Source organism: Sphingomonas sp. ABOLH (assembly GCF_003951715.1).
Taxonomy (GTDB): Bacteria; Pseudomonadota; Alphaproteobacteria; order Sphingomonadales; family Sphingomonadaceae; genus Sphingomonas; species Sphingomonas hankookensis_A.
In genome coordinates this window covers 22,972-40,898 of sequence record NZ_QQWV01000022.1, presented here as the reverse complement: position 1 = coordinate 40,898, position 17,927 = coordinate 22,972, and the positions used below count along the sequence as shown (strand labels likewise).

11 protein-coding genes are annotated in these 17,927 nt (G+C 65.5%); 1 reads left to right on the top strand and 10 read right to left on the bottom strand.

The annotated features are described in order from the left end of the window. Nucleotides 1-34: 34 nt before the first annotated feature. From CA237_RS11625 to CA237_RS11605, 5 genes are all read right to left on the bottom strand, one after another. Nucleotides 35-2,080: a glycoside hydrolase family 97 protein gene (locus tag CA237_RS11625; RefSeq protein ID WP_066687506.1), complete on the bottom strand. Its 2,046-nt coding sequence runs from the start codon at nucleotides 2,078-2,080 to the stop codon at nucleotides 35-37. A gap of 167 nt (nucleotides 2,081-2,247) precedes the next feature. After that, nucleotides 2,248-3,870: an alpha-glucosidase family protein gene (locus CA237_RS11620; protein ID WP_126014153.1), complete on the bottom strand. Its 1,623-nt coding sequence runs from the start codon at nucleotides 3,868-3,870 to the stop codon at nucleotides 2,248-2,250. After that, nucleotides 3,870-5,660, bottom strand: coding sequence for an alpha-amylase family glycosyl hydrolase (locus CA237_RS11615; RefSeq protein ID WP_066687500.1), 1,791 nt, complete (start codon nucleotides 5,658-5,660; stop codon nucleotides 3,870-3,872). Before CA237_RS11615 ends, CA237_RS11620 begins: the two co-directional genes overlap by 1 nt. After that, complete coding sequence (locus CA237_RS11610) at nucleotides 5,657-7,177, bottom strand: tryptophan halogenase family protein (protein ID WP_126014151.1); 1,521 nt, start codon at nucleotides 7,175-7,177, stop codon at nucleotides 5,657-5,659. The genes CA237_RS11615 and CA237_RS11610 overlap by 4 nt, the downstream gene beginning before the upstream one ends. 57 nt (nucleotides 7,178-7,234) lie before the next feature. Beyond that, a complete protein-coding gene (locus tag CA237_RS11605) occupies nucleotides 7,235-9,988 on the bottom strand; it encodes a TonB-dependent receptor (protein ID WP_232307827.1) in 2,754 nt (917 codons plus the stop codon). Between the two features lie 188 nt (nucleotides 9,989-10,176). On the opposite strand from CA237_RS11605, the gene CA237_RS11600 reads away from it, so the two are divergent. Beyond that, nucleotides 10,177-11,199, top strand: coding sequence for a LacI family DNA-binding transcriptional regulator (locus CA237_RS11600; RefSeq protein WP_066687496.1), 1,023 nt, complete (start codon nucleotides 10,177-10,179; stop codon nucleotides 11,197-11,199). Between the two features lie 264 nt (nucleotides 11,200-11,463). Here the strand turns inward: CA237_RS11600 and CA237_RS11595 are convergent, their stop codons facing one another. The 5 genes from CA237_RS11595 to CA237_RS11575 all read right to left on the bottom strand — a co-directional run bounded on the left by CA237_RS11595 (nucleotide 11,464) and on the right by CA237_RS11575 (nucleotide 17,585). Further along, nucleotides 11,464-12,354: an SMP-30/gluconolactonase/LRE family protein gene (locus CA237_RS11595; RefSeq protein WP_066687492.1), complete on the bottom strand. Its 891-nt coding sequence runs from the start codon at nucleotides 12,352-12,354 to the stop codon at nucleotides 11,464-11,466. 1 nt (nucleotide 12,355) lies between these two features. Further along, nucleotides 12,356-13,150 carry an SDR family oxidoreductase gene (locus tag CA237_RS11590; protein ID WP_066687491.1) on the bottom strand — a complete coding sequence of 265 codons (795 nt, stop codon included), beginning with the start codon at nucleotides 13,148-13,150 and terminating at the stop codon, nucleotides 12,356-12,358. 23 nt (nucleotides 13,151-13,173) lie between these two features. Next, nucleotides 13,174-14,313 (bottom strand): fumarylacetoacetate hydrolase family protein, encoded by a 1,140-nt coding sequence (locus tag CA237_RS11585; RefSeq protein WP_066687485.1) that lies wholly within the window; start codon nucleotides 14,311-14,313, stop codon nucleotides 13,174-13,176. A gap of 10 nt (nucleotides 14,314-14,323) precedes the next feature. Continuing rightward, nucleotides 14,324-16,105, bottom strand: coding sequence for an IlvD/Edd family dehydratase (locus CA237_RS11580; protein ID WP_241215478.1), 1,782 nt, complete (start codon nucleotides 16,103-16,105; stop codon nucleotides 14,324-14,326). A 70-nt stretch (nucleotides 16,106-16,175) separates the two neighbouring features. After that, the gene (locus CA237_RS11575) at nucleotides 16,176-17,585 is read right to left on the bottom strand and encodes a sugar porter family MFS transporter (protein ID WP_126014149.1); all 1,410 of its coding nucleotides are present in this window, start codon (nucleotides 17,583-17,585) and stop codon (nucleotides 16,176-16,178) included. Between the last annotated feature and the right edge of the window lie 342 nt (nucleotides 17,586-17,927).

Below are 17,927 nucleotides of genomic sequence, written 5' to 3'. Positions count from 1 at the left end.
GACGGTCCCCCTCCCCGTTTACGGGAGAGGATCGTTACTTCCGCTTCGGTGCCACGAAACGGATCGCCTCGCCACCGCCCGGCGCCAGCGCGATGGTCAGCGTATCGCCCTTCCTCACCTGACGCTGTTCGATGGTGATCGAATGGCGGGCATCGGTGCGATAATCCGCGCCGGGGCCGTCGCGATAGATTTCAGCGGTGTACGTCTTGCCGGCCTCGAGGAAGTCGAGCTCGACCGTCGAGCTGCGCGCCTCTTCGTCACCGATCGCGCCGAGGAACCAGTCGTTGCTGCCCGCCGCCCTGCGCGCGATCGTGACGTAATCACCGACCTCGCCGTTCAGCACGCGGGTGTCGGACCAGTCGGTCGGCACGTCGCGAATGAACTTGAACGCCGCCGGATAGCGCGCGTAATTCTCCGGCGTATCGGCTGCCATCACCACCGGCGAATAGAGCGTGACATACAGCGCCAGCTGCTTGGCGATCGTCGATTGCAGGAACACGCCCGGGCTGCCGGTTAGGCTCAGCACGCCCGGCGTAAAGTCCATCGGCCCGCCCAGGAACTGGGTGAACACCAGATTGGCCTCATGCTCGGGCGGGTTGTTCCCGCCGCCGCCCCAGGCATTATACTCCATCCCGCGTCCGCCTTCGCGGCTGAGCCAGTTGGGATAGGTACGGCGGAGACCCGTATCCTTGACCGGTTCGTGACTGTCGATCGACACCTTGTAGCGGGCGGCGGCGTCGAGGACGCGCTGATGGTGGTTCACCATCCACTGCCCCTCATGCCACTCCCGGTGCTTCGATCCGTCGGCATCGACGCGCTCGATCTGACCCGCATCGGTGACATAGCCGGTCTTGACCACCCGCTCGCCATGATCGGCGGCCCATTTGAACGCGCTGTCCAGCTGGCGGTCGTAATTGCTGACCGACCCGCCGGTTTCGTGATGGCCGATCAGCCGCACGCCCTTCGACTTGGCATAGGCGGCGAGGCCTGCCGCATCGAAATCCTCGGTCGGCTGGCTGAAGTTCATGTCGTTGCCGTTGCCGAACCAGTCGCCGTCCCAACCGACATTCCACCCTTCGACCAGCACGCCCTGAATCCCGTTGGCGGCAGCGAAGTCGATATAGCGGCGGACATTGGCGGTGGTCGCGCCATGCTTCGGCCCGCGCGCCCAGCTCCATTCCCCCTTGATCATGTTCCACCACACGCCGACGAACTTGCCCGGCCGGATCCAGCCCGACGTATCGCCCAGCTTGTTCGGCTCGTTCAGGTTCAGCCCGATCCGGCTGGCGGCGTAGAGACCGGGCGCGTCGTCGGCGATGGCGATGGTCCGCCACGGGGTCGAGAAACCGGCGGCGCGCGACACCTTGGGACCGTTCGATCCCGGCGTCAGCACCGCGCGGAACGTCGTCCCCTCGGCGCGGGCGAGGTTCATCGCCGAATAATCGCTCAGCGCCGCTTCATGGATCGCGACATGGCGACCGCTGGCGAGCTTCACCGTCATCACCGTCTGCGCGGTGCCGACCGCGTCGAGCGGGGTCTTGTTGTAGAGATATTCCTCGCGATTCCACTCGAACGCCGGCTTCCACCATGCTGTGCCCGGTTCGGCAAAGGCGAACTGGGTCAGTTCGTCGGCGATGTTGGCGGTCGTCAGATTGGCCTGTTTGGGCAAGGTATAGCGAAAGCCGACGCCGTCATCGAACAGGCGGAAGGTCACCGCCATCTCGCGCTTCAGGTTCTTCGCCTCGCGGAACGTCACCGTCAGTTCGGTGTGATTGTCGCGGATCGTCTTCCATTCGCCAAACGGCTGCGTCCAGGTGGTGTCCGTCCGGTCGCGCTTCGTGCCGGTCAGCGTCAGCCCGCGCTCGATCTTCGGCGCGTCGGTGAACATGAAGCCCAATTTGCTGTCGTTCAGCACCGGCCGGCCGTCCTTGGCGATCGAATAGCTCGGCCGCCCTTCGTTATCGAGGCTCACCGCCACCGTCAGCTTGCCGTCGGGCGACGCCGCGCGTGCCACGACCTCGGCAAAGGCGGGCGAGGCCATCGCAGTCGCGCCGGCCAACGCCAGCGCCCATTTCATCATCCTCATCGCCTTCTCCTTTTTCCCGAGCCTTCCCTCCGTCCATCCTGAGTAGCCACTGAGCTTAGCGAAGGGGCGTATCGAAGGACCGGCAAGGGTGCTTCGATACGCGTCTTCGACTTCGCTCAGCCGCTACTCAGCACGAACGGGAGTGGAAAGCCGCACGTGTTTCAGTCGCGGATCCCGACCTGCGCCGCGAACGGACCGAACCGGTCCCCGTCCACATCGCCGATGGTTTCGATCGCTCGCAGGCCCGCTCCGCCTGCGAAGGTCGCCGGTGCATCGGACAGGTTGAACACGCAGAGCGCCTGCTGCCCCTCCAGTTCGCGTTCGAATGCGAAGATCGAATCCGATGCCTCGACGATGGTCATGCTGCCTGACCGCAGCGCCGGATGGGCGTTGCGCAGGCGCAGGACACGCCGGGTAAAGTTCAACAGCGACGCATCGTCCTCCGCCTGCCGGTCCACCGCCAGCGCCCGGTGCGCCTCGCCGGTCGGCAGCCAAGGCTTGCCCGACCCGAACCCCAGATTCTCCGCATCCGCCGCCCATGGCATCGGCGTGCGGGCACCGTCACGCGACAGGGTCAGCGGCCAGTTCGCGATCGCTTCCGGATCCTGCAGATCCTCGAATGCGATGTCGACCTGCGGCAGCCCCAGTTCCTCGCCGTTATAGAGGAAGATGTTCCCGCGCAGGCAGGCGAGCAGCAGCATCTTGATCCGCCCGAACGCCCCCGCATGGGCCGGGTCGGTCAGCCAGCGCGAGACCGCACGTGGCGCATCATGGTTCTCGAACGCCCAGCTCGGCCAAGGCGCATCCTCGCCCCAGGTATCGAACGCGTCACGCAAGATACGGGGCGACAGTTCGGGCGCGTAGAGAAAGTCGAAGCCATAGGCGGTGTTGAGCCGCCGGTCGCCCTCGCAGAACAGCTTCATCTCGCGCGTCGCATCGTCGCCGCCGATCTCCGCAACGGTGAAGCGATCGCCATAGCTGTCGAGCAGCGCGCGGACGTGTTCGAGGAATGCCGGAATGTCCGGATGCCCCTGATTGTACAGCTTGCGCTGGAAATCGAACGGGCGGGTCCGCGTTTTGCCGTTGCTCGGCATCGGCGGATTGTCGCGCAATTCCGGGTCGTGCATCGCGAAGTTGATCGCGTCCAGCCGGAACCCATCGACGCCGCGGTCGAGCCAGAAGCGCGCGGTGTTGAGCAGCGCTTCCTGCAGCTCCGCATTGTGGCCGTGGAGCTGCGGCTGTTCCTTCAGGAAATTGTGCAGATAATATTGCCCGCGCCGCGCGTCCCACGTCCAGGCCGGGCCGCCGAACACCGACTGCCAGTTGCTCGGCGGCGAGCCGTCGGGCTTGGCATCGGCCCACACATACCAGTCGGCCTTGGGGTTGGTACGGCTCGACCGGCTCTCCACGAACCAGGGGTGTTCGTCGCTGGTGTGCGACCACACCTGGTCGATGATGATGCGCAGGCCCAGCGCATGCGCCTTGGCGATCAACGCATCGAAATCGGCGAGCGTGCCGAAGATCGGGTCGACATCGCAATAATTCGCGACGTCATAGCCGAAATCCTTCATCGGTGAAGTGAAGAACGGCGACAGCCAGATCGCATCGACGCCCAGCGATGCGACATAGTCGAGATGCGCGGTGATTCCGGGCAGGTCGCCGATCCCGTCGCCATTGCTGTCGGCAAAGCTGCGCGGATAAATCTGGTAGATGGTCGCGCCGTGCCACCACGGACGGGCGGTGGCGGGTTCGGGGGCGATCGTCCGGGCGGCTGCTTCGGTCATTATCGGGTCTCCGCGGCGCACACCGCATAGCCAAGGGCGGGAATGGTCAGGCGGATCGCACCCGGCGCGGTCACGCTGCCGCATGTGCCGGACAGGGCGCGGAACCGGGTGGAGGCGGTCTCGACCTGCACGTTGCGGGTGATCGGCGCGTCCGATGTGTTGAACACCAGCAGCACCTCACCGCCGCTCATCGGATCGAACCGCGAAATGGCGAGGAGACCCGGCTTGTCCTCCCGCGCGCGCAGCACTTGCCGGCCGCGCGTCAGCGCCGGGGTCTCGTTCCGGAGCTTCGCCAGTTCGGCGATCTGCCGGTACAGCGGGTGGCTAGGCGTGAAATTGGCGGTCGCGGTGGTCGCATTGGTGCCGACCAGCTTGTTGTCGTTGTACGACGCGACCTGGGACGCGAACATGTCCTCGCGCGCGTCCTGATCGTTGCCGTCACCGGCAAAGCCCTGTTCGTCGCCTGAATAGATCGTCGGCACGCCCCGCAGCGTCAGCAGCATCGCGTTCGACAGCATCACCCGCGACAGGATTTCCGCATCGCTCGCCTGCGGCCGCGCCTGCCGCAGGTAGAAGGCGAAGCGGCCATTGTCGTGGTTGCCGGTAAAGGTCGGCAACTGCCGCGCCATCGCCTCGCCGCCGGCATAGAGCACGTCGCCGTCGAACACAGTCTCGAACACATCAGTGCCCTTCGTACCCGCAACACTCTGCAACACCGCCTCGCGAAACGAGAAGTCGAGCACGGCCGGGAACTTGCCGGTCTTGGTCCAGGCGGCGAGGCCACCCGCGTCGAGCGACGACAGCGCGACTTCGCCGAAGACGTGGAAATTGGGGATACCGCGCGCCTTCGCCCGCGCCTGCATCGCCGGCACGAACGCCGCCCAAAATTCCGGGTTCACATGTCGCGCGGTATCGATGCGGTAACCGTCGATCCCGAACCGGTCGATCCAGCCGCCGAAGATATCGATCATCCCGGCCACCACGCGCGGATTCTCGGTCATCAGGTCGTCCAGCCCGACGAAATCGCCCATTTGCGAGCTTTCGTTGCTGAACGTCGTGTTGCCGCGATTATGGTAATAGATCGGGTCGTTGAGCCATGCCGGCACCTTCACCGACCGCTCGGCCGGCGGCACGAACGGGGTATAGGCGAAGGACGGATCGGTCAGCTTCGCGAAATTCTCCGCCGTCTGCACGCCATCGCCGGCAAAGCCCCGGTTCTTGGCCCTAGCCGAATAGGGATAATCCGCGCGGCTGCGATAGACGCACTCGGCCTTCCCCACGCATTCGCGATACTGGATCACGTCGGCGGTATGGTTGGCGATGATGTCCATATAGACCTTCATCCCACGCGCATGTGCCGCATCGACCAGCGCCTTGAAATCGGCATTGGTCCCCAGATGCGGGTCGACCTGGGTGAAGTCGGTCACCCAATAGCCGTGATAGCCGGCGGACTCGCTGCCCGGCCCGCCCTGCACCGCCTTGTTCTTGAAGATCGGCCCGACCCAGATCGCGGTGGCACCCAGCGACTGGATATAGGGCAGCCGCGCGGTCAGCCCTTTCAGGTCGCCGCCATGATAGAAACCCTTGGCGGTCGGATCGAACCCATGGACCAGCCGGTCGCCGGTCATCCCGCCGCGGTCGTTCGCCTTGTCGCCATTCTCGAACCGGTCGGGCAGGACGAAGTAGATGACCTCGTCCTCCGGCGCCCGCGCACGGAAATCCTGCGCGACGGCAGCGACGGGCAGCGCGCTGGCACCGAGGGTCAGGGCGAGGAGCAGGGATCGGATCACGCGGCAACCTTTGCGTCGGGCGCCGGGCAATGGGCGCGGAGAAACTGGTCATGGGTCGGCATCCGCGCGACCGTGGCGGCTACATGTTGCGCCGAAATGTCGAGAAACTGGTCACGCCGGGCGGCGGGTAGGGCATCGGCGAGCGGGTGATAGCCCTTGGCGACCACCCCCTGCCCGACCAGCAGCTGCAACCACGCGACCTCGGCGAACAATTCATGCTCGTCGCGGACGATCCGCCCCGATTGTTCGAACAGCGCGATGCGTTCGATCAGGCTATCGGGCAGCGGCGTCGCGCGACGTTCCTGCCAGAACGGCTCGTCCCGCCCGTTCAGCGCATAATGCGCGATCAGGAAGTCGCGGATGCTCAGCCATTCGCGCGCCGATTGCCGATTGAACTCGGCGATATCGGCGGTGCGGGGCTTGGCGCTCGGCCAAAGCGACAACAGCCGCGCAATCCCCGACTGGACCAGATGGATCGACGTCGACTCCAGCGGCTCCATGAACCCGGCGGCCAGCCCGAGCGCAACGCAATTGCCGATCCACGGCGCCTGACGCCGCCCGGTGGTGAAGCGCAACGGCCGGGGATCGCCCAGCGCCGCCCTATCAAGATTGTCGAGCAATGTCGTCGCGGCCTCGTCGTCGGACAGATGCGCGCTCGAATAGACGAGGCCGTTGCCCGTCCGCTCCTGCAACGGGATACGCCATTGCCAACCCACCGTGCGCGCCGTCGCCCGGGTATAGGGCGTGATCGGCTCGACCGATGCGCACGGCACCGCCAGCGCCCGGTCGCACGGCAACAGCGCCGACCAGTCGTCCCAGCGATCGCCCGCCATCCGCCCGATCAGCAGCGCGGCGAACCCCGAACAGTCGATAAAGAAATCCGCCTCGACCCGCCGCCCATCGTACAGCGTAACGCCGGCGATCAGGCCGGTTTCACCGTCCTGCGAAACATCGACTACGCGCCCTTCGACCCGGACGACGCCCGCGCGCTCGGCCCGCTCACGCAGATAGGCGGCATAGCGCGCCGCATCGAAATGATAGGCCCAGGCGATGCCGGACGGCGCCTGCGGATTGCCGGGATCGCGGTCGAACCGGTTCGCTGCCGCCGCGACCGCGCAGGCGCTGTGCGACCACAGCGACTGCGGCCGGTCGCCCCCGCCCGCCGCCAGCCAGTAATAATGGAACGGCACCAACCCGACCGCGCGGCCGATCGTGCCGAAGGCGTGGAGGTAGCGGCTGTCCGCGCCGTTCCAGCCGGCAAATTCGATGCCCAGCTTGAAGCTGCCGCCGGTCCGCGCGACGAAATCATCCTCGTCGATGCCGAGATGCTGGTTGAACAGCCGCAGCTGCGGAATGGTCGCCTCGCCCACCCCGACCGTGCCGATGGCATCGGATTCGACCAGCGTGATGACGGTGCCGGCGGGCAGAAAGCGGGCCAGCGCCGCCGCCGCCATCCATCCGGCCGAACCGCCGCCGATGATCGCGACAGTCCGGACGGGTTCCTGATCGATCGCCATCATCGCCTCCGTCACGTCGGTCCCGCCTGCCCGATCATGGGCAGGCGGGGTAGAGCATCAGAACCGGAACGATGCCCCGGCCAGGAAGCGCCGGCCATAGCTCTGATAGTCGATCACGGCGAGGTCGTACGCTGGATCGACGGTCGCGAAGCGTTCGTCGGTCAGGTTCTGCCCCTGCACGAACAGCGACAGCCCTTCGAGCGCGGTGCCCTTCTGGAACTCGTAACCAATCTGCGCATCGATGATCGTCTCGTCCAGTGCACGGCGGCGCTGGCGATTACCGCCAAAGCCCGACAGTTCACCCACGAAGGTCGAGCGATAGCGCGCCGATCCGCGGGCGCTGAAGCCCCACTTCTCGAAATACGCCGTGCCGTTGATGACCCACTTCGAATAGCCGGGAATATCCTCGGCCGGGGCGGTCGGGGTGGGCTTGATCTGCGTCTTGGTCCACGATCCGCCACCGGTCACGCCGAACCCGTCGAGGAACGACACGAAGGTGTTGAGCGGCAGCGTAGCGGCCAGTTCGACGCCGTAGATGCTGCCACCCTCGCCGTTGATCGGCACGTCGGCCCGGCCCAGCGTCGGGGTGCCCGGCGGCGTACCGGTGGGCGTCGGGAAGCCCGCATAGTCGAACGGGATGGTCTGGTTGTACACGAACGACTTCAGGTCCTTGTAGAACCCCTGCGCCGCGATGTAGCCCGCCCGGCCGAAATACTTCTCCAGCGTAAGATCGAACGAATTCGACCGGATCGGGCGAAGGAACGGATTGCCGCCGCCGCCGGTGATGATGCGTTCCTGCGGGTTATACCCATAGCCCTGCGACACGCGCATGTCGTCGAGTCGCGGCCGCTGCACCTGCCGCGCGGCACCCGCACGGATCACCCAGTCGCCGGGCATGCGCAGCGACAGGTTGATGCTGGGCAGCAGGTCCCAATAATCCGCACCGCGAATGGTCGGGACCAGCGTCCCTGCGGCGGCAACCAGACCCGACGACTTCTGTTCGGTATTGACCGCCTGAACGCCGATATTGCCGGTCAGGATCGATGCGCCGATGTCCTGGTTGATGTCCGCCTGGACATACATCGTCATCAGGTCTTCTTCGATCCGGAACGCCTTCGCCGGGACGTCGAGGCTGGTGTTCGCGATCAGCGAATAGACACCGCCTGCCAGCAGGTCGCGCGGGTCGTAGCTCAGCATCGGCCCCAGCCCGAGATAGCTGAGACTGGTCGGCTCCTTCACATACTGGTCGGGAATGCGCAGCTGGCGCAGGCCACCGCTCAGCGCGAGCAGCGCTTCGTCCGGGGTCAGCGACTTGTCACGATCGGTGTAGTTCAGCCCGACCTTCACCGCGCCGAAGAAATTGTCCAGTTCCTTCTCGACTTCGAAGCGATACTGCGCGATCCGGTCCTTGACGATGCGATCGTTGAAATAGCCCGCCTGCAGATTGGCGCCACCCCAGCCGAGCGGATCGGTCAGCAGGATCAGGTTCGGGTCCGAATAGTTCAGCGTCGGCGAGAAGCGCGTGCCGGTCTTGCCGCTGGTGAAGGAAATCGTGTCCTTCGCCCCGACATTCTGGCCGTAGCCGGTGCCGGCATAGCTTTCGAGGATGATCTCCTGCCGATCGGTCTTCGAATAGCTGGCGTCGAGCGTCGCGTTCCAGCCGTCATCGCCGCGCCACGCCATGTTGTAGCCGAACGAATAGAGCTTCGCCTTGCGCTCGAACGCGTCGTTGCGGACCACGCCCTCGACATTGCCGAACGTGCCAGAGGTGATGAAGCCGTCGCTGTTCGCTGTCGTGTTGGTCAACTTCACGCCATTGGGATTGGCGGCGTTGTTGAAATCCTGACCATAGCCCAGCGGCAGTTCGATGCCGCGCTTGATCTGGTCGTCGTTGAAGTCCGAATAGAAGCCGTCGACCGTCACGGTCAGGTTCGGCACCGGCCGGTACTGCAACGTCCCCGACAGACCCAGGCGCTTGAGCCGCGTCGAGGTGACGTACGACTTCGACCCGCCGATCACGCCCTGCCCGTTGAAACCGGCATAGCCCCAGGCGTTGAACTCCTGGATCTGGTACGGTTCGTCCAGATAATTGGCCGACAGCGCGACGCCGATCGTCTCGTCGGCGAACTGGTCGATATAGGTGCCGTTGACGCGATAGCCCTTGTCGCGCGATCCGGCGTTCAGCTTGCCCAGATCGGCATAGGTGCCGCGCGCGCCGATCGAGATCGCCTGACGCCCATATTCCAGCGGCCGGACGGTGCGCAGGTCGACTGTACCGGACAGGCCCTGCCCGACCAGGTTCGCCTGGCCGGTCTTGTACACCAGCACCTGGCTCATGATTTCGGCCGGATACTGGTCATATTCGACGGCGCGGTTGTCGCCGGTCGACGTCTGTTCGCGGCCGTTCAGCAGCGTGGTCGAGAAATCGGGCGCGAAACCACGGATCGAGATCGAGTTCGACCGGCCCGAGACACGCTGCGAGGTAAGGCCCGGCAGGCGGGCGATCGATTCCGCGATCGACGCATCGGGCAGCTTGCCGATATCTTCCGCGCTGATCGATTCGACGACCTGATCGCGGTTCTTCTTTTCGGCGACGGCGTTTTCCAGGCTGGCGCGGAAGCCGGTGACGACGATGTCGGTATCTTCTTCCGACGCCGGAGTCGCGGTCGGATCGGTCGCGTCGGCCTGCGCCGGCGCGGTCTGCGCAACAGCGGTGCCTGCCCCGGCCAGCAGCCCTGCGACCATCAATGCCGTGATGCTCGACCCCCGCGCCAATTTGGCGCACGTCGACGCTTGCGATGAATACCGCATGATCCAATCCTCCCCAACGATGGTTGATTCCCCGGCTCTTTCGCCCGGTTCGTCCGTACCGCCCTATTGAAACCATTGGGGCATGTTGAGAAGCGGACAGCATACGTATTCAGTCGCCCCTTGCCCCACGTTATGCGTCGCCGCTACACCGGCGGCAACGCCCATGGGGGGCCGGGAGAGGACATCGCATGGCGGCGGGCGACAAGCCGACCTCGTTCGACATCGCGGCACTGGCCGGCGTGTCGCAACCGACGGTCAGCCGTGCCCTGCGCGGCGACCGGACGGTGAGCGCCGCCACCCGCCTCCGGATCGAGGCGATCGCCGCCCAGCTGAACTACAAGGTCGACAAGAACGCCTCCGCGCTCCGCCGAGGCAGCACCTCGACCCTGGCGCTGCTGTTCTTCGAAGACCCCGCACCCGACGGATCGCGGATCAACCCGTTCTTCCTGTCGATGCTGGGGTCGATCCTCCACACCTGCGGCGCGCGCGGCTACGACCTGCTGACCTCGTTCCAGCAGCTCTCCGCCGACTGGCATGTCGATTATGAGGACAGCCGCAAGGCCGACGGGCTCATCCTGCTCGGCTATGGCGATTTCGACGATTATTCGCGCCGCCTTGATCAGCTGGTCGCGCAGGGGACGCATTTCGTGCGCTGGGGATCGGCCGATCCGGCGCATCCCGGCACCGTCATCGGCTGTGACAATCTCGGCGGCGGGCGCGATGCCGGCCAGCATCTGATCGACCGGGGTCGGCGCAGCATCGCCTTTCTCGGCGATGCATCGAGCCACTATCCGGAGTCCCGCGACCGCTATCGGGGGCTCACCGCCGCGTTGCAGGCGTCGGGCCTGCCGGTCGATCCGGGATTGCAGGTCGATGCGCTGTCGAGCGAGGCATCGGGCTATGACGCCGCCAGCCGCTTGCTCGCCCGCGGGATCGCGTTCGACGGCATCTTTGCCGCATCGGACATGATTGCGCTGGGCGCGATGCGGGCGCTGGCCGAAGCGGGGCTCAGCGTGCCGGGCGATGTCGCCATCATCGGCTTCGACGACATCCCCGCCGCCTCGCTCGCCCAACCGCCGCTGACGACGATCCGACAGGATTATGCGCGCGCCGGCGAATTGCTGGTCGACATGCTGATCCGCCGCATCAACCGCCGCGAAACCGCGCCGGCGCTACTCCCGCCCGAACTGGTAGTGCGCAAGTCGAGCTGAGGGCAGTAGCGCCAGCAACAACGTCATACCGGACTTGATCCGGGGCCCTCCTTCTCCCGAAGCCTGAACCCTCCTCATCGCGACAAACGTCATCCCAGCGCAGGCTGGGATCTCTCGGTGATCGCACACGGCAGGAGCCGCTTGAGGCCCCAGCCTGCGCTGGGGCGACGTATCGCGCCGGGTAGATCACGTGCCAGCTTCTTCAAAAATGCTGGACCGGATCACATCCGGGATGACGATCGAGTACCCCTGAGAGCCGCCCCTTCAAACCCCGACCGAAATCTCCGTCCCCGCCACGCCCGGCACATCGACTTCGAACTGGAACAAATTCCCCGCCAGCGGCTGCGCCGCCGCCTGTTCGGCGTCGTGATGCTTGTTCGCGGTGGTTGCGAACACCGTCCGCCGGTCCGGCCCGCCGAACGCAACCTTCGTGATTGCATCGACCGGCATCCGCAACGTCTCCAGCAACTCGCCCTTCGGTGAATAGCGGCGGATGCCCCAGCCGGTGTACAGGCCGATCCAGACGCAACCTTCGGCGTCTACCGCCGGGCCATCGGGATAACCTTCGTCGTTCGGGATCGACACGAACAGCCGCCGATCGGTCAGCGACCCGTCGTCGGCAATGGTGCAGGCATAGACATGCCCGCCCAGCGTATCGACATGATACAGCGTCCGCCCGTCCGGGCTGACCGCCGGGCCGTTGGTGATCGCGACCGGCGGCGCCGACGCGACCGCCCGCCCGTCTGCGCCTAGGCGATAGATGGTCCCGGTCGCGGCACTTTCGCCATCATCCATCGTCCCGAACCACAGCCGCCCCGACGAATCCACCGTCGCATCGTTCAGCCGGTTGCCCGGCAGATTGGGTTCGGGATCGACCAGCAGTTCGAACCCGCCCGTGACCGGATCGAAGCGATGCAGCCCGGTCTGGAGGCCCGCGATGAACTTGCCGTCCGCCGATGGAAGCACGAAACCGCACTGGCCGGGTGCTGCCCAGCTGCGCCGCTCACCGCTCGCCGGATCGTAGCGATGGACGCGCGGCGTCTTGATACAGCCGAACCAAAGTGCCTGGTCCCGATCGACCCAGATCGGTCCCTCCAGCAACGGTGCCGCCAGGTCCCAGACGCTGACCGGTTCGGATTTCTGTACCTTGGTCATCCTAGCGCCACCCTGCATCCACGAAAAAGCTGTGCCCGGTTACCAGCCGCGCATCGTCGGAGGCAAGGAACAGGATCATCGCCGCGATGTCGCCGGCGACCAGCCGACCGTTCAGGCACTGCGCCTTCACGATCTCCGCCTCGCCCTCCGGCGTGTACCATTTCAACTGCCGCGGGGTGCGAACATTGCCCGGGATGACACAGACCGAACGGATGCCGTCGCCGCCCAGTTCGCGTGCGAAGCTGCGGGTAAGCCCTTCGATCGCCGCCTTGGCGGTCTGGTACAGGGTCAGCTCCTCGAGCGCCAAATGCCAGCTGATCGACCCCATGTTGACGATCACGCCTTTGCCCCTGGCCTTCATGCCCGGGATCACCGCCTGCGCGGCGAAGAACAGGTGGCGCAAATTCACGCCCATCCGGTTGTCCCAATAGGCTTCGTCGACCTGCTCGATCGAATGGCGGTCGTCGCTGGCGGCGTTGTTGACGAGCACGTCGAACTCACCGCCCTGCGCGATCGCATCGGCTATCGCGGCCTTGAGCGAAGCGATATCGGTCAGGTCGACCCGCTGGAACATGGGGGTCGGACCGACGTCTGCCAGTTCCTCGATCAGCTTGCGCGAATCCTCTTCGGCAATGTCGAAGAAGGTGACGTGCGCGCCCTGTCGCACGAACCCTTCGACCACGCCCGCACCGATCCCCGACCCGCCGCCGGTGATGAGCACGCGCTTGCCGGCGAGTGACGGATAGGAAGCACGGGCTTCGGGCGCGATCGGGTAGGCGAAATCGTCAGGCGACATGGAGGTTTTCCAGCAAAGAGGTGTCAGGCGGCGATCAGGCCGCGGCGCGCAAGGTTGCGCATCAGGTCGCGGATGCCGAACCGCCACGGCTCGGCCACCTTCGACGTGGTGACGGTGTTGACCAGCTCGCCCAGCGACGTGGTGCTGATCCGCACCACGTCGCCCGGCTTATGGGTGAAGCCCCGGCCCGGTTCGTCACGATCCTGTACCGGCGCGAACAGCGTGCCGAGGAACAGGACGAAGCCGTCGGGATACTGGTGCTCCGACAGCGCCTGCCGCACCAGATCCTCCGGATCGCGGCTGATCTCGCGCATCGTGCTGGTGCCGGTCAGGACATAACCCTCCGGTCCATCGATGCGCAGGTCGACCACCGCGTCGCGGACGGTGTCCATGGTGAAGGTGCCGTCGAACAGGCGGATGAACGGTCCGATGCCGGTCGAGGCGTTGTTATCCTTCGCCTTGCCGAGCAGCAGCGCCGAGCGTCCTTCGAAGTCGCGCAGGTTGACGTCGTTACCGAGTGTCGCGCCGACGATCTTGCCGTCGCTGGTGGCGACGACGACGATTTCCGGTTCGGGGTTGTTCCACGACGAGTCCGACCGGATGCCGACTTCACCACCCCAGCCGATGGTCGAAAGCACCGGTGCCTTGGTGAACACCTCCGCATCGGGGCCGATCGCGACCTCCAGATATTGCGACCACATGCCCGCGTCGATCAGCGCGGCCTTCAGCTCGGCGGCCTCGCTCGACCCCGGCTTCACCGAGCGAATGCCCCCGCCGATGCGCGCTTCCAGATCGCCGCGAATACCCTGCGCCGCATCGGCATCGCCACGCGCGCGCTCCTCGATCACCCGCTCCAGCGCCGAAACCGCGAACGTGACGCCCGCCGCCTTCACGCATTGCAGGTCGATCGGCGACAGGATCGGCGGATGCTCGCCCGCCGGATCCGCCAGCGCGGCGGTGTCACACACCACCGGACCGTCAAGCGACGCGATATCGCTGCACTCCAACAGGTCGGCGACGGTCGCGGCATGCGCCGATACGTCGATAACCTTGCCGCCCTTCACCACCACCGGCGTCGGGCCGTCGGCCAGCTGCATCCGCCCGACCAGCAGCGCCTGGTCATGATCGGCCGGCAGCATCCGCGCGGCATGTTCGCTTTTCATGTCCGTTTCCTCAGTGATTGTGGCGCGGCGTCGTTTCCGACGTCCGACGATATTTCAGCGCAAGGTCGAGCACAACACCTTCGCCCAGTTGCCCGACCTTCTCGCGGTAGATTTCTTCCCAAGGCGTCTGACTGGCCGGCACCGGCGGGATGCCCTCGCCCTTGCGCCGTGCGATCTCGGCATCGTCGACCAACATGTCGCAGCGGCCATGGTTCAGGTCGATGCGGATCGTGTCGCCGGTACACAGCCAAGCGAGGCCACCGCCGACCGCACTTTCGGGCGAGGCGTTCAGGATCGACGGGCTGTCCGACGTCCCCGACTGCCGCCCGTCGCCGATCGTCGGCAGGCTCTGGATACCCCGTTGCAGCAAGGCGGCGGGCGGCTGCATGTTGGTGACCTCGGCCGATCCCGGCCAGCCGATCACCCCCGCGCCGCGAATGACGAGAATGCAGTTCTCGTCGATATCGAGCGCCGGATCGTCGATCCGGTGGTGATAATCGTCCGACCCGTCGAACACGATCGCCCGCCCTTCGAAACAGCCCTCATGGCCCGGCCGCGACAGGTAGCGCGCCCGGAAATCGGGACCGATCACGCTGGTCTTCATGATCGCCACGTCGAACAGATTGCCCGACAGCACCAGGAAGCCCGCCTGTTCTTTGAGCGGCTGGTCGTACGCCCGGATGACCTCGCGATCGGTAGCAAAGCGGTTGGCGACATTCTCACCCAGCGTCCTGCCGGTAACCGTCGCGACATTGCCGTCGACCTTCCCCGCCGCGATCAGTTCGGACAGTACCGCCGGCACGCCACCGGCGCGGTGGAAGCGCTCACCCAGGAACCGCCCCGCCGGCTGCACATCGACCAGCAGCGGCAGGTCATAGCCAAACTCCATCCAGTCGGACGGCTTGAGCTCGATATCGGCATGGCGCGCCATCGCGTGCAGATGCGGATGCGCGTTCGACGATCCGCCGATCGCGGTGATGAGCGCGATCGCGTTCAGGAACGACTGCCGCGTCAAAATCTTCGACGGACGCAAATCGTCATAGGCCATCTCGACGATACGCTTGCCCGTCTCGTACGCGATCTGCCCCCGCTCGCGATAGGGCGCCGGGATCGCCGCGCAGCCGGGCAGCGACATGCCCAGCCCTTCGGCGATGGCGTTCATCGTCGATGCCGTACCCATGGTGTTGCAATGGCCGGCCGACGGCGCCGACGCGGTCGCCGCCTCCAGAAACTCTTCCTCAGTGATCTCGCCCGCCGCGAGCTTGCGCCGTGAGCGCCAGATCACCGTGCCCGACCCGACCAGATCGCCGTCATGCCACCCGTCGAGCATCGGCCCGCCCGACAGCACGATCGCCGGAATGTCGACCGTCGACGCCGCCATGATCGCCGACGGCGTGGTCTTGTCGCACCCGGTGGTCAGCACGACCGCATCGATCGGATAGCCGTTCAAAATCTCGACGAGCCCGAGATAGGCGAGATTGCGGTCGATCGCCGCGGTCGGCCGGCGGCAATTCTCGAAGATCGGATGGGTCGGAAATTCCATCGGAATCCCCCCCGCCGCCTCGATCCCCGCCTTCACCCGCTTGACCGTTTCCAGGTGGATGCGGTTGCACGGCGTCAGGTCCGATCCCGACTGGGCGATGCCGATGATCGGCCGCCCGCTGGTCAGTTCCCTGGGCGTGATACCGTAGTTCATGAACCGTTCAAGATACAGCGCGGCCATGTCGAGACGGCCGGGCGCGGCGAACCATTCGCGCGATCGGAACGGACGGGCGGGGGTACGGGTCATCATGTCCACTCGGTCGAGAGGCCCCGCAACGCGCGGGGCCGAAGGTAGCGAAGGTTACGCGTAACGCAGATTCTCAGCCCTGCATGTCCTCCAGCTCCTTGCCCTTCGTCTCATGAATGAACTTCTGGACGAGGAAGAAGCTGATGACGGCGCAGATGCCGTAGAAGCTGTAGGTGATCGTCAGACCCAGGCCGGCGGCCATCACCGGAAAACTCTGCGCGATCAGATAGTTGGCGAACCACTGGGCAAAGCCGCAGATCGCCAGCGCCGATCCGCGCATCTGGTTCGGGAACATCTCGCCCAGCATGACCCACATGATCGGGCCCCAGCTGACGTTGAAGAACACGACGTAGAGGTTCGCCGCCCATAGCGCGAGCGTGCCGAGTTCCGCCGACAGCTGAAGTTTACCCGCCGCGTCGAGCGTGCCGTTGTGGAAGCAATAGACCAGCGCCCACAGCGTCACCGCCATGCCCGCCGAACCGATCAGCAGCAACGGCTTGCGCCCGATCCGGTCGACCAGCGCGATCGTCACGAAACAGGCCGCGATCGACACGACACCCGACAGGATGTTGATCTGCAACGACTGGTCTTCGGTAAAGCCGGCCAGCTGCCACAGGGTCGCGCCATAATAGAAGATGACGTTGATGCCGACGAGCTGCTGGAACACCGCCAGCACGAGGCCGGCCCAGACGATCGGGCGGATGCCGCCCTTCACCGGGTCCATGATGTCGCGAAGCTGCGGACGGTGATCCTTGCTGAACGACGCCTCGATATCGCGGATCTTCACCGCCGCGGCTGCCGGCCCGAACAGCCGGGTCAGCACGATGCGCGCTTCGTCGAGACGCCCCTTCTGCACCAGATAGCGCGGGCTTTCCGGGATGAAGAGCAACGCGACCAGGAACACTGCCGCCGGGATCGCCTGCATCCAGTACATCCAGCGCCACGCCTCATAGCCGCCCCACCAGATTTCGGTCGAGGCGCCCGCGGCGGCGGCCAGATAATAGTTCACGACGAACGCGGCGGTCAGGCCGGTGATGATCATGATCTGCTGGATCGTCGTCATCCGCCCGCGAATATTGGCGGGGGCAACTTCGGAAATATAGGCGGGCGACAGCACCGATGCCGCGCCGACCGCCATGCCGCCCATGAAGCGCGCGACGACGAACAGCAGCTGGACATGGCTGAACCCCTGGACCAGCGCGCCGACGAGGAACAGGATCGCGGCGAGCATCATCACCTTGCGGCGGCCCATCGCGTCGGCCAGCTTGCCCGCCAGAAACGCACCGACGAAACAACCGATCAGCAGCGAGCCGACCGTGAAGCCCAGCCCCGCCTCGCTCAACCCGAAGGCGCTCTTCAGCCCCTCCTGCGTCCCGTTCACCGCACCGCTGTCATATCCGAACAGCAAACCGCCAATCGTCGCCACCGCGACGATGGCGATGACAAGCGCGATGTTCACGCGCTCCCCGCTCGCCTCTGTCATCCCCGTCCACTCCCAAGCTCACTGCCGCGCATGGCGACGTGTTAGCGGTAACGGTGACGAATTCTTATGATAATTGCAAGCGCCGCAATCGAACGTCAAACCGATTTTACCTGAAGACGTTTGGCGAGGCCGATCGCCCCTCCGCCATTCCAGTGCCGGTGGCGTCGAAAAGGCCCACCTCCCACTGTCACCCCGGGCTTGACCCGGGGTCCCGCTTCTTCTCCGCCCCCCGTAGAAAGCGGGACCCCGGATCAAGTCGAGACCTCTGCGAAAGTCCCAACCCTTCGCCCCTTGCTGCACCCCCGCGCAGGCGGGGGTACGGCAGATCTCCTAGTATAGCGC

Excerpts from the sequence above, each read along its gene's own strand:
- CA237_RS11575 (WP_126014149.1), bottom strand. The coding sequence starts at position 17,585 with ATGACAGAGGCGAGCGGGGAGCGCGTGAACATCGCGCTTGTCATCGCC.
- CA237_RS11585 (WP_066687485.1), bottom strand. The coding sequence starts at position 14,313 with ATGAAAAGCGAACATGCCGCGCGGATGCTGCCGGCCGATCATGACCAG.
- CA237_RS11610 (WP_126014151.1), bottom strand. The coding sequence starts at position 7,177 with ATGGCGATCGATCAGGAACCCGTCCGGACTGTCGCGATCATCGGCGGC.
- CA237_RS11625 (WP_066687506.1), bottom strand. The coding sequence starts at position 2,080 with ATGATGAAATGGGCGCTGGCGTTGGCCGGCGCGACTGCGATGGCCTCG.
- CA237_RS11600 (WP_066687496.1), top strand. The coding sequence starts at position 10,177 with ATGGCGGCGGGCGACAAGCCGACCTCGTTCGACATCGCGGCACTGGCC.
- CA237_RS11590 (WP_066687491.1), bottom strand. The coding sequence starts at position 13,150 with ATGTCGCCTGACGATTTCGCCTACCCGATCGCGCCCGAAGCCCGTGCT.
- CA237_RS11595 (WP_066687492.1), bottom strand. The coding sequence starts at position 12,354 with ATGACCAAGGTACAGAAATCCGAACCGGTCAGCGTCTGGGACCTGGCG.
- CA237_RS11580 (WP_241215478.1), bottom strand. The coding sequence starts at position 16,105 with ATGATGACCCGTACCCCCGCCCGTCCGTTCCGATCGCGCGAATGGTTC.
- CA237_RS11605 (WP_232307827.1), bottom strand. The coding sequence starts at position 9,988 with ATGCGGTATTCATCGCAAGCGTCGACGTGCGCCAAATTGGCGCGGGGG.
- CA237_RS11620 (WP_126014153.1), bottom strand. The coding sequence starts at position 3,870 with ATGACCGAAGCAGCCGCCCGGACGATCGCCCCCGAACCCGCCACCGCC.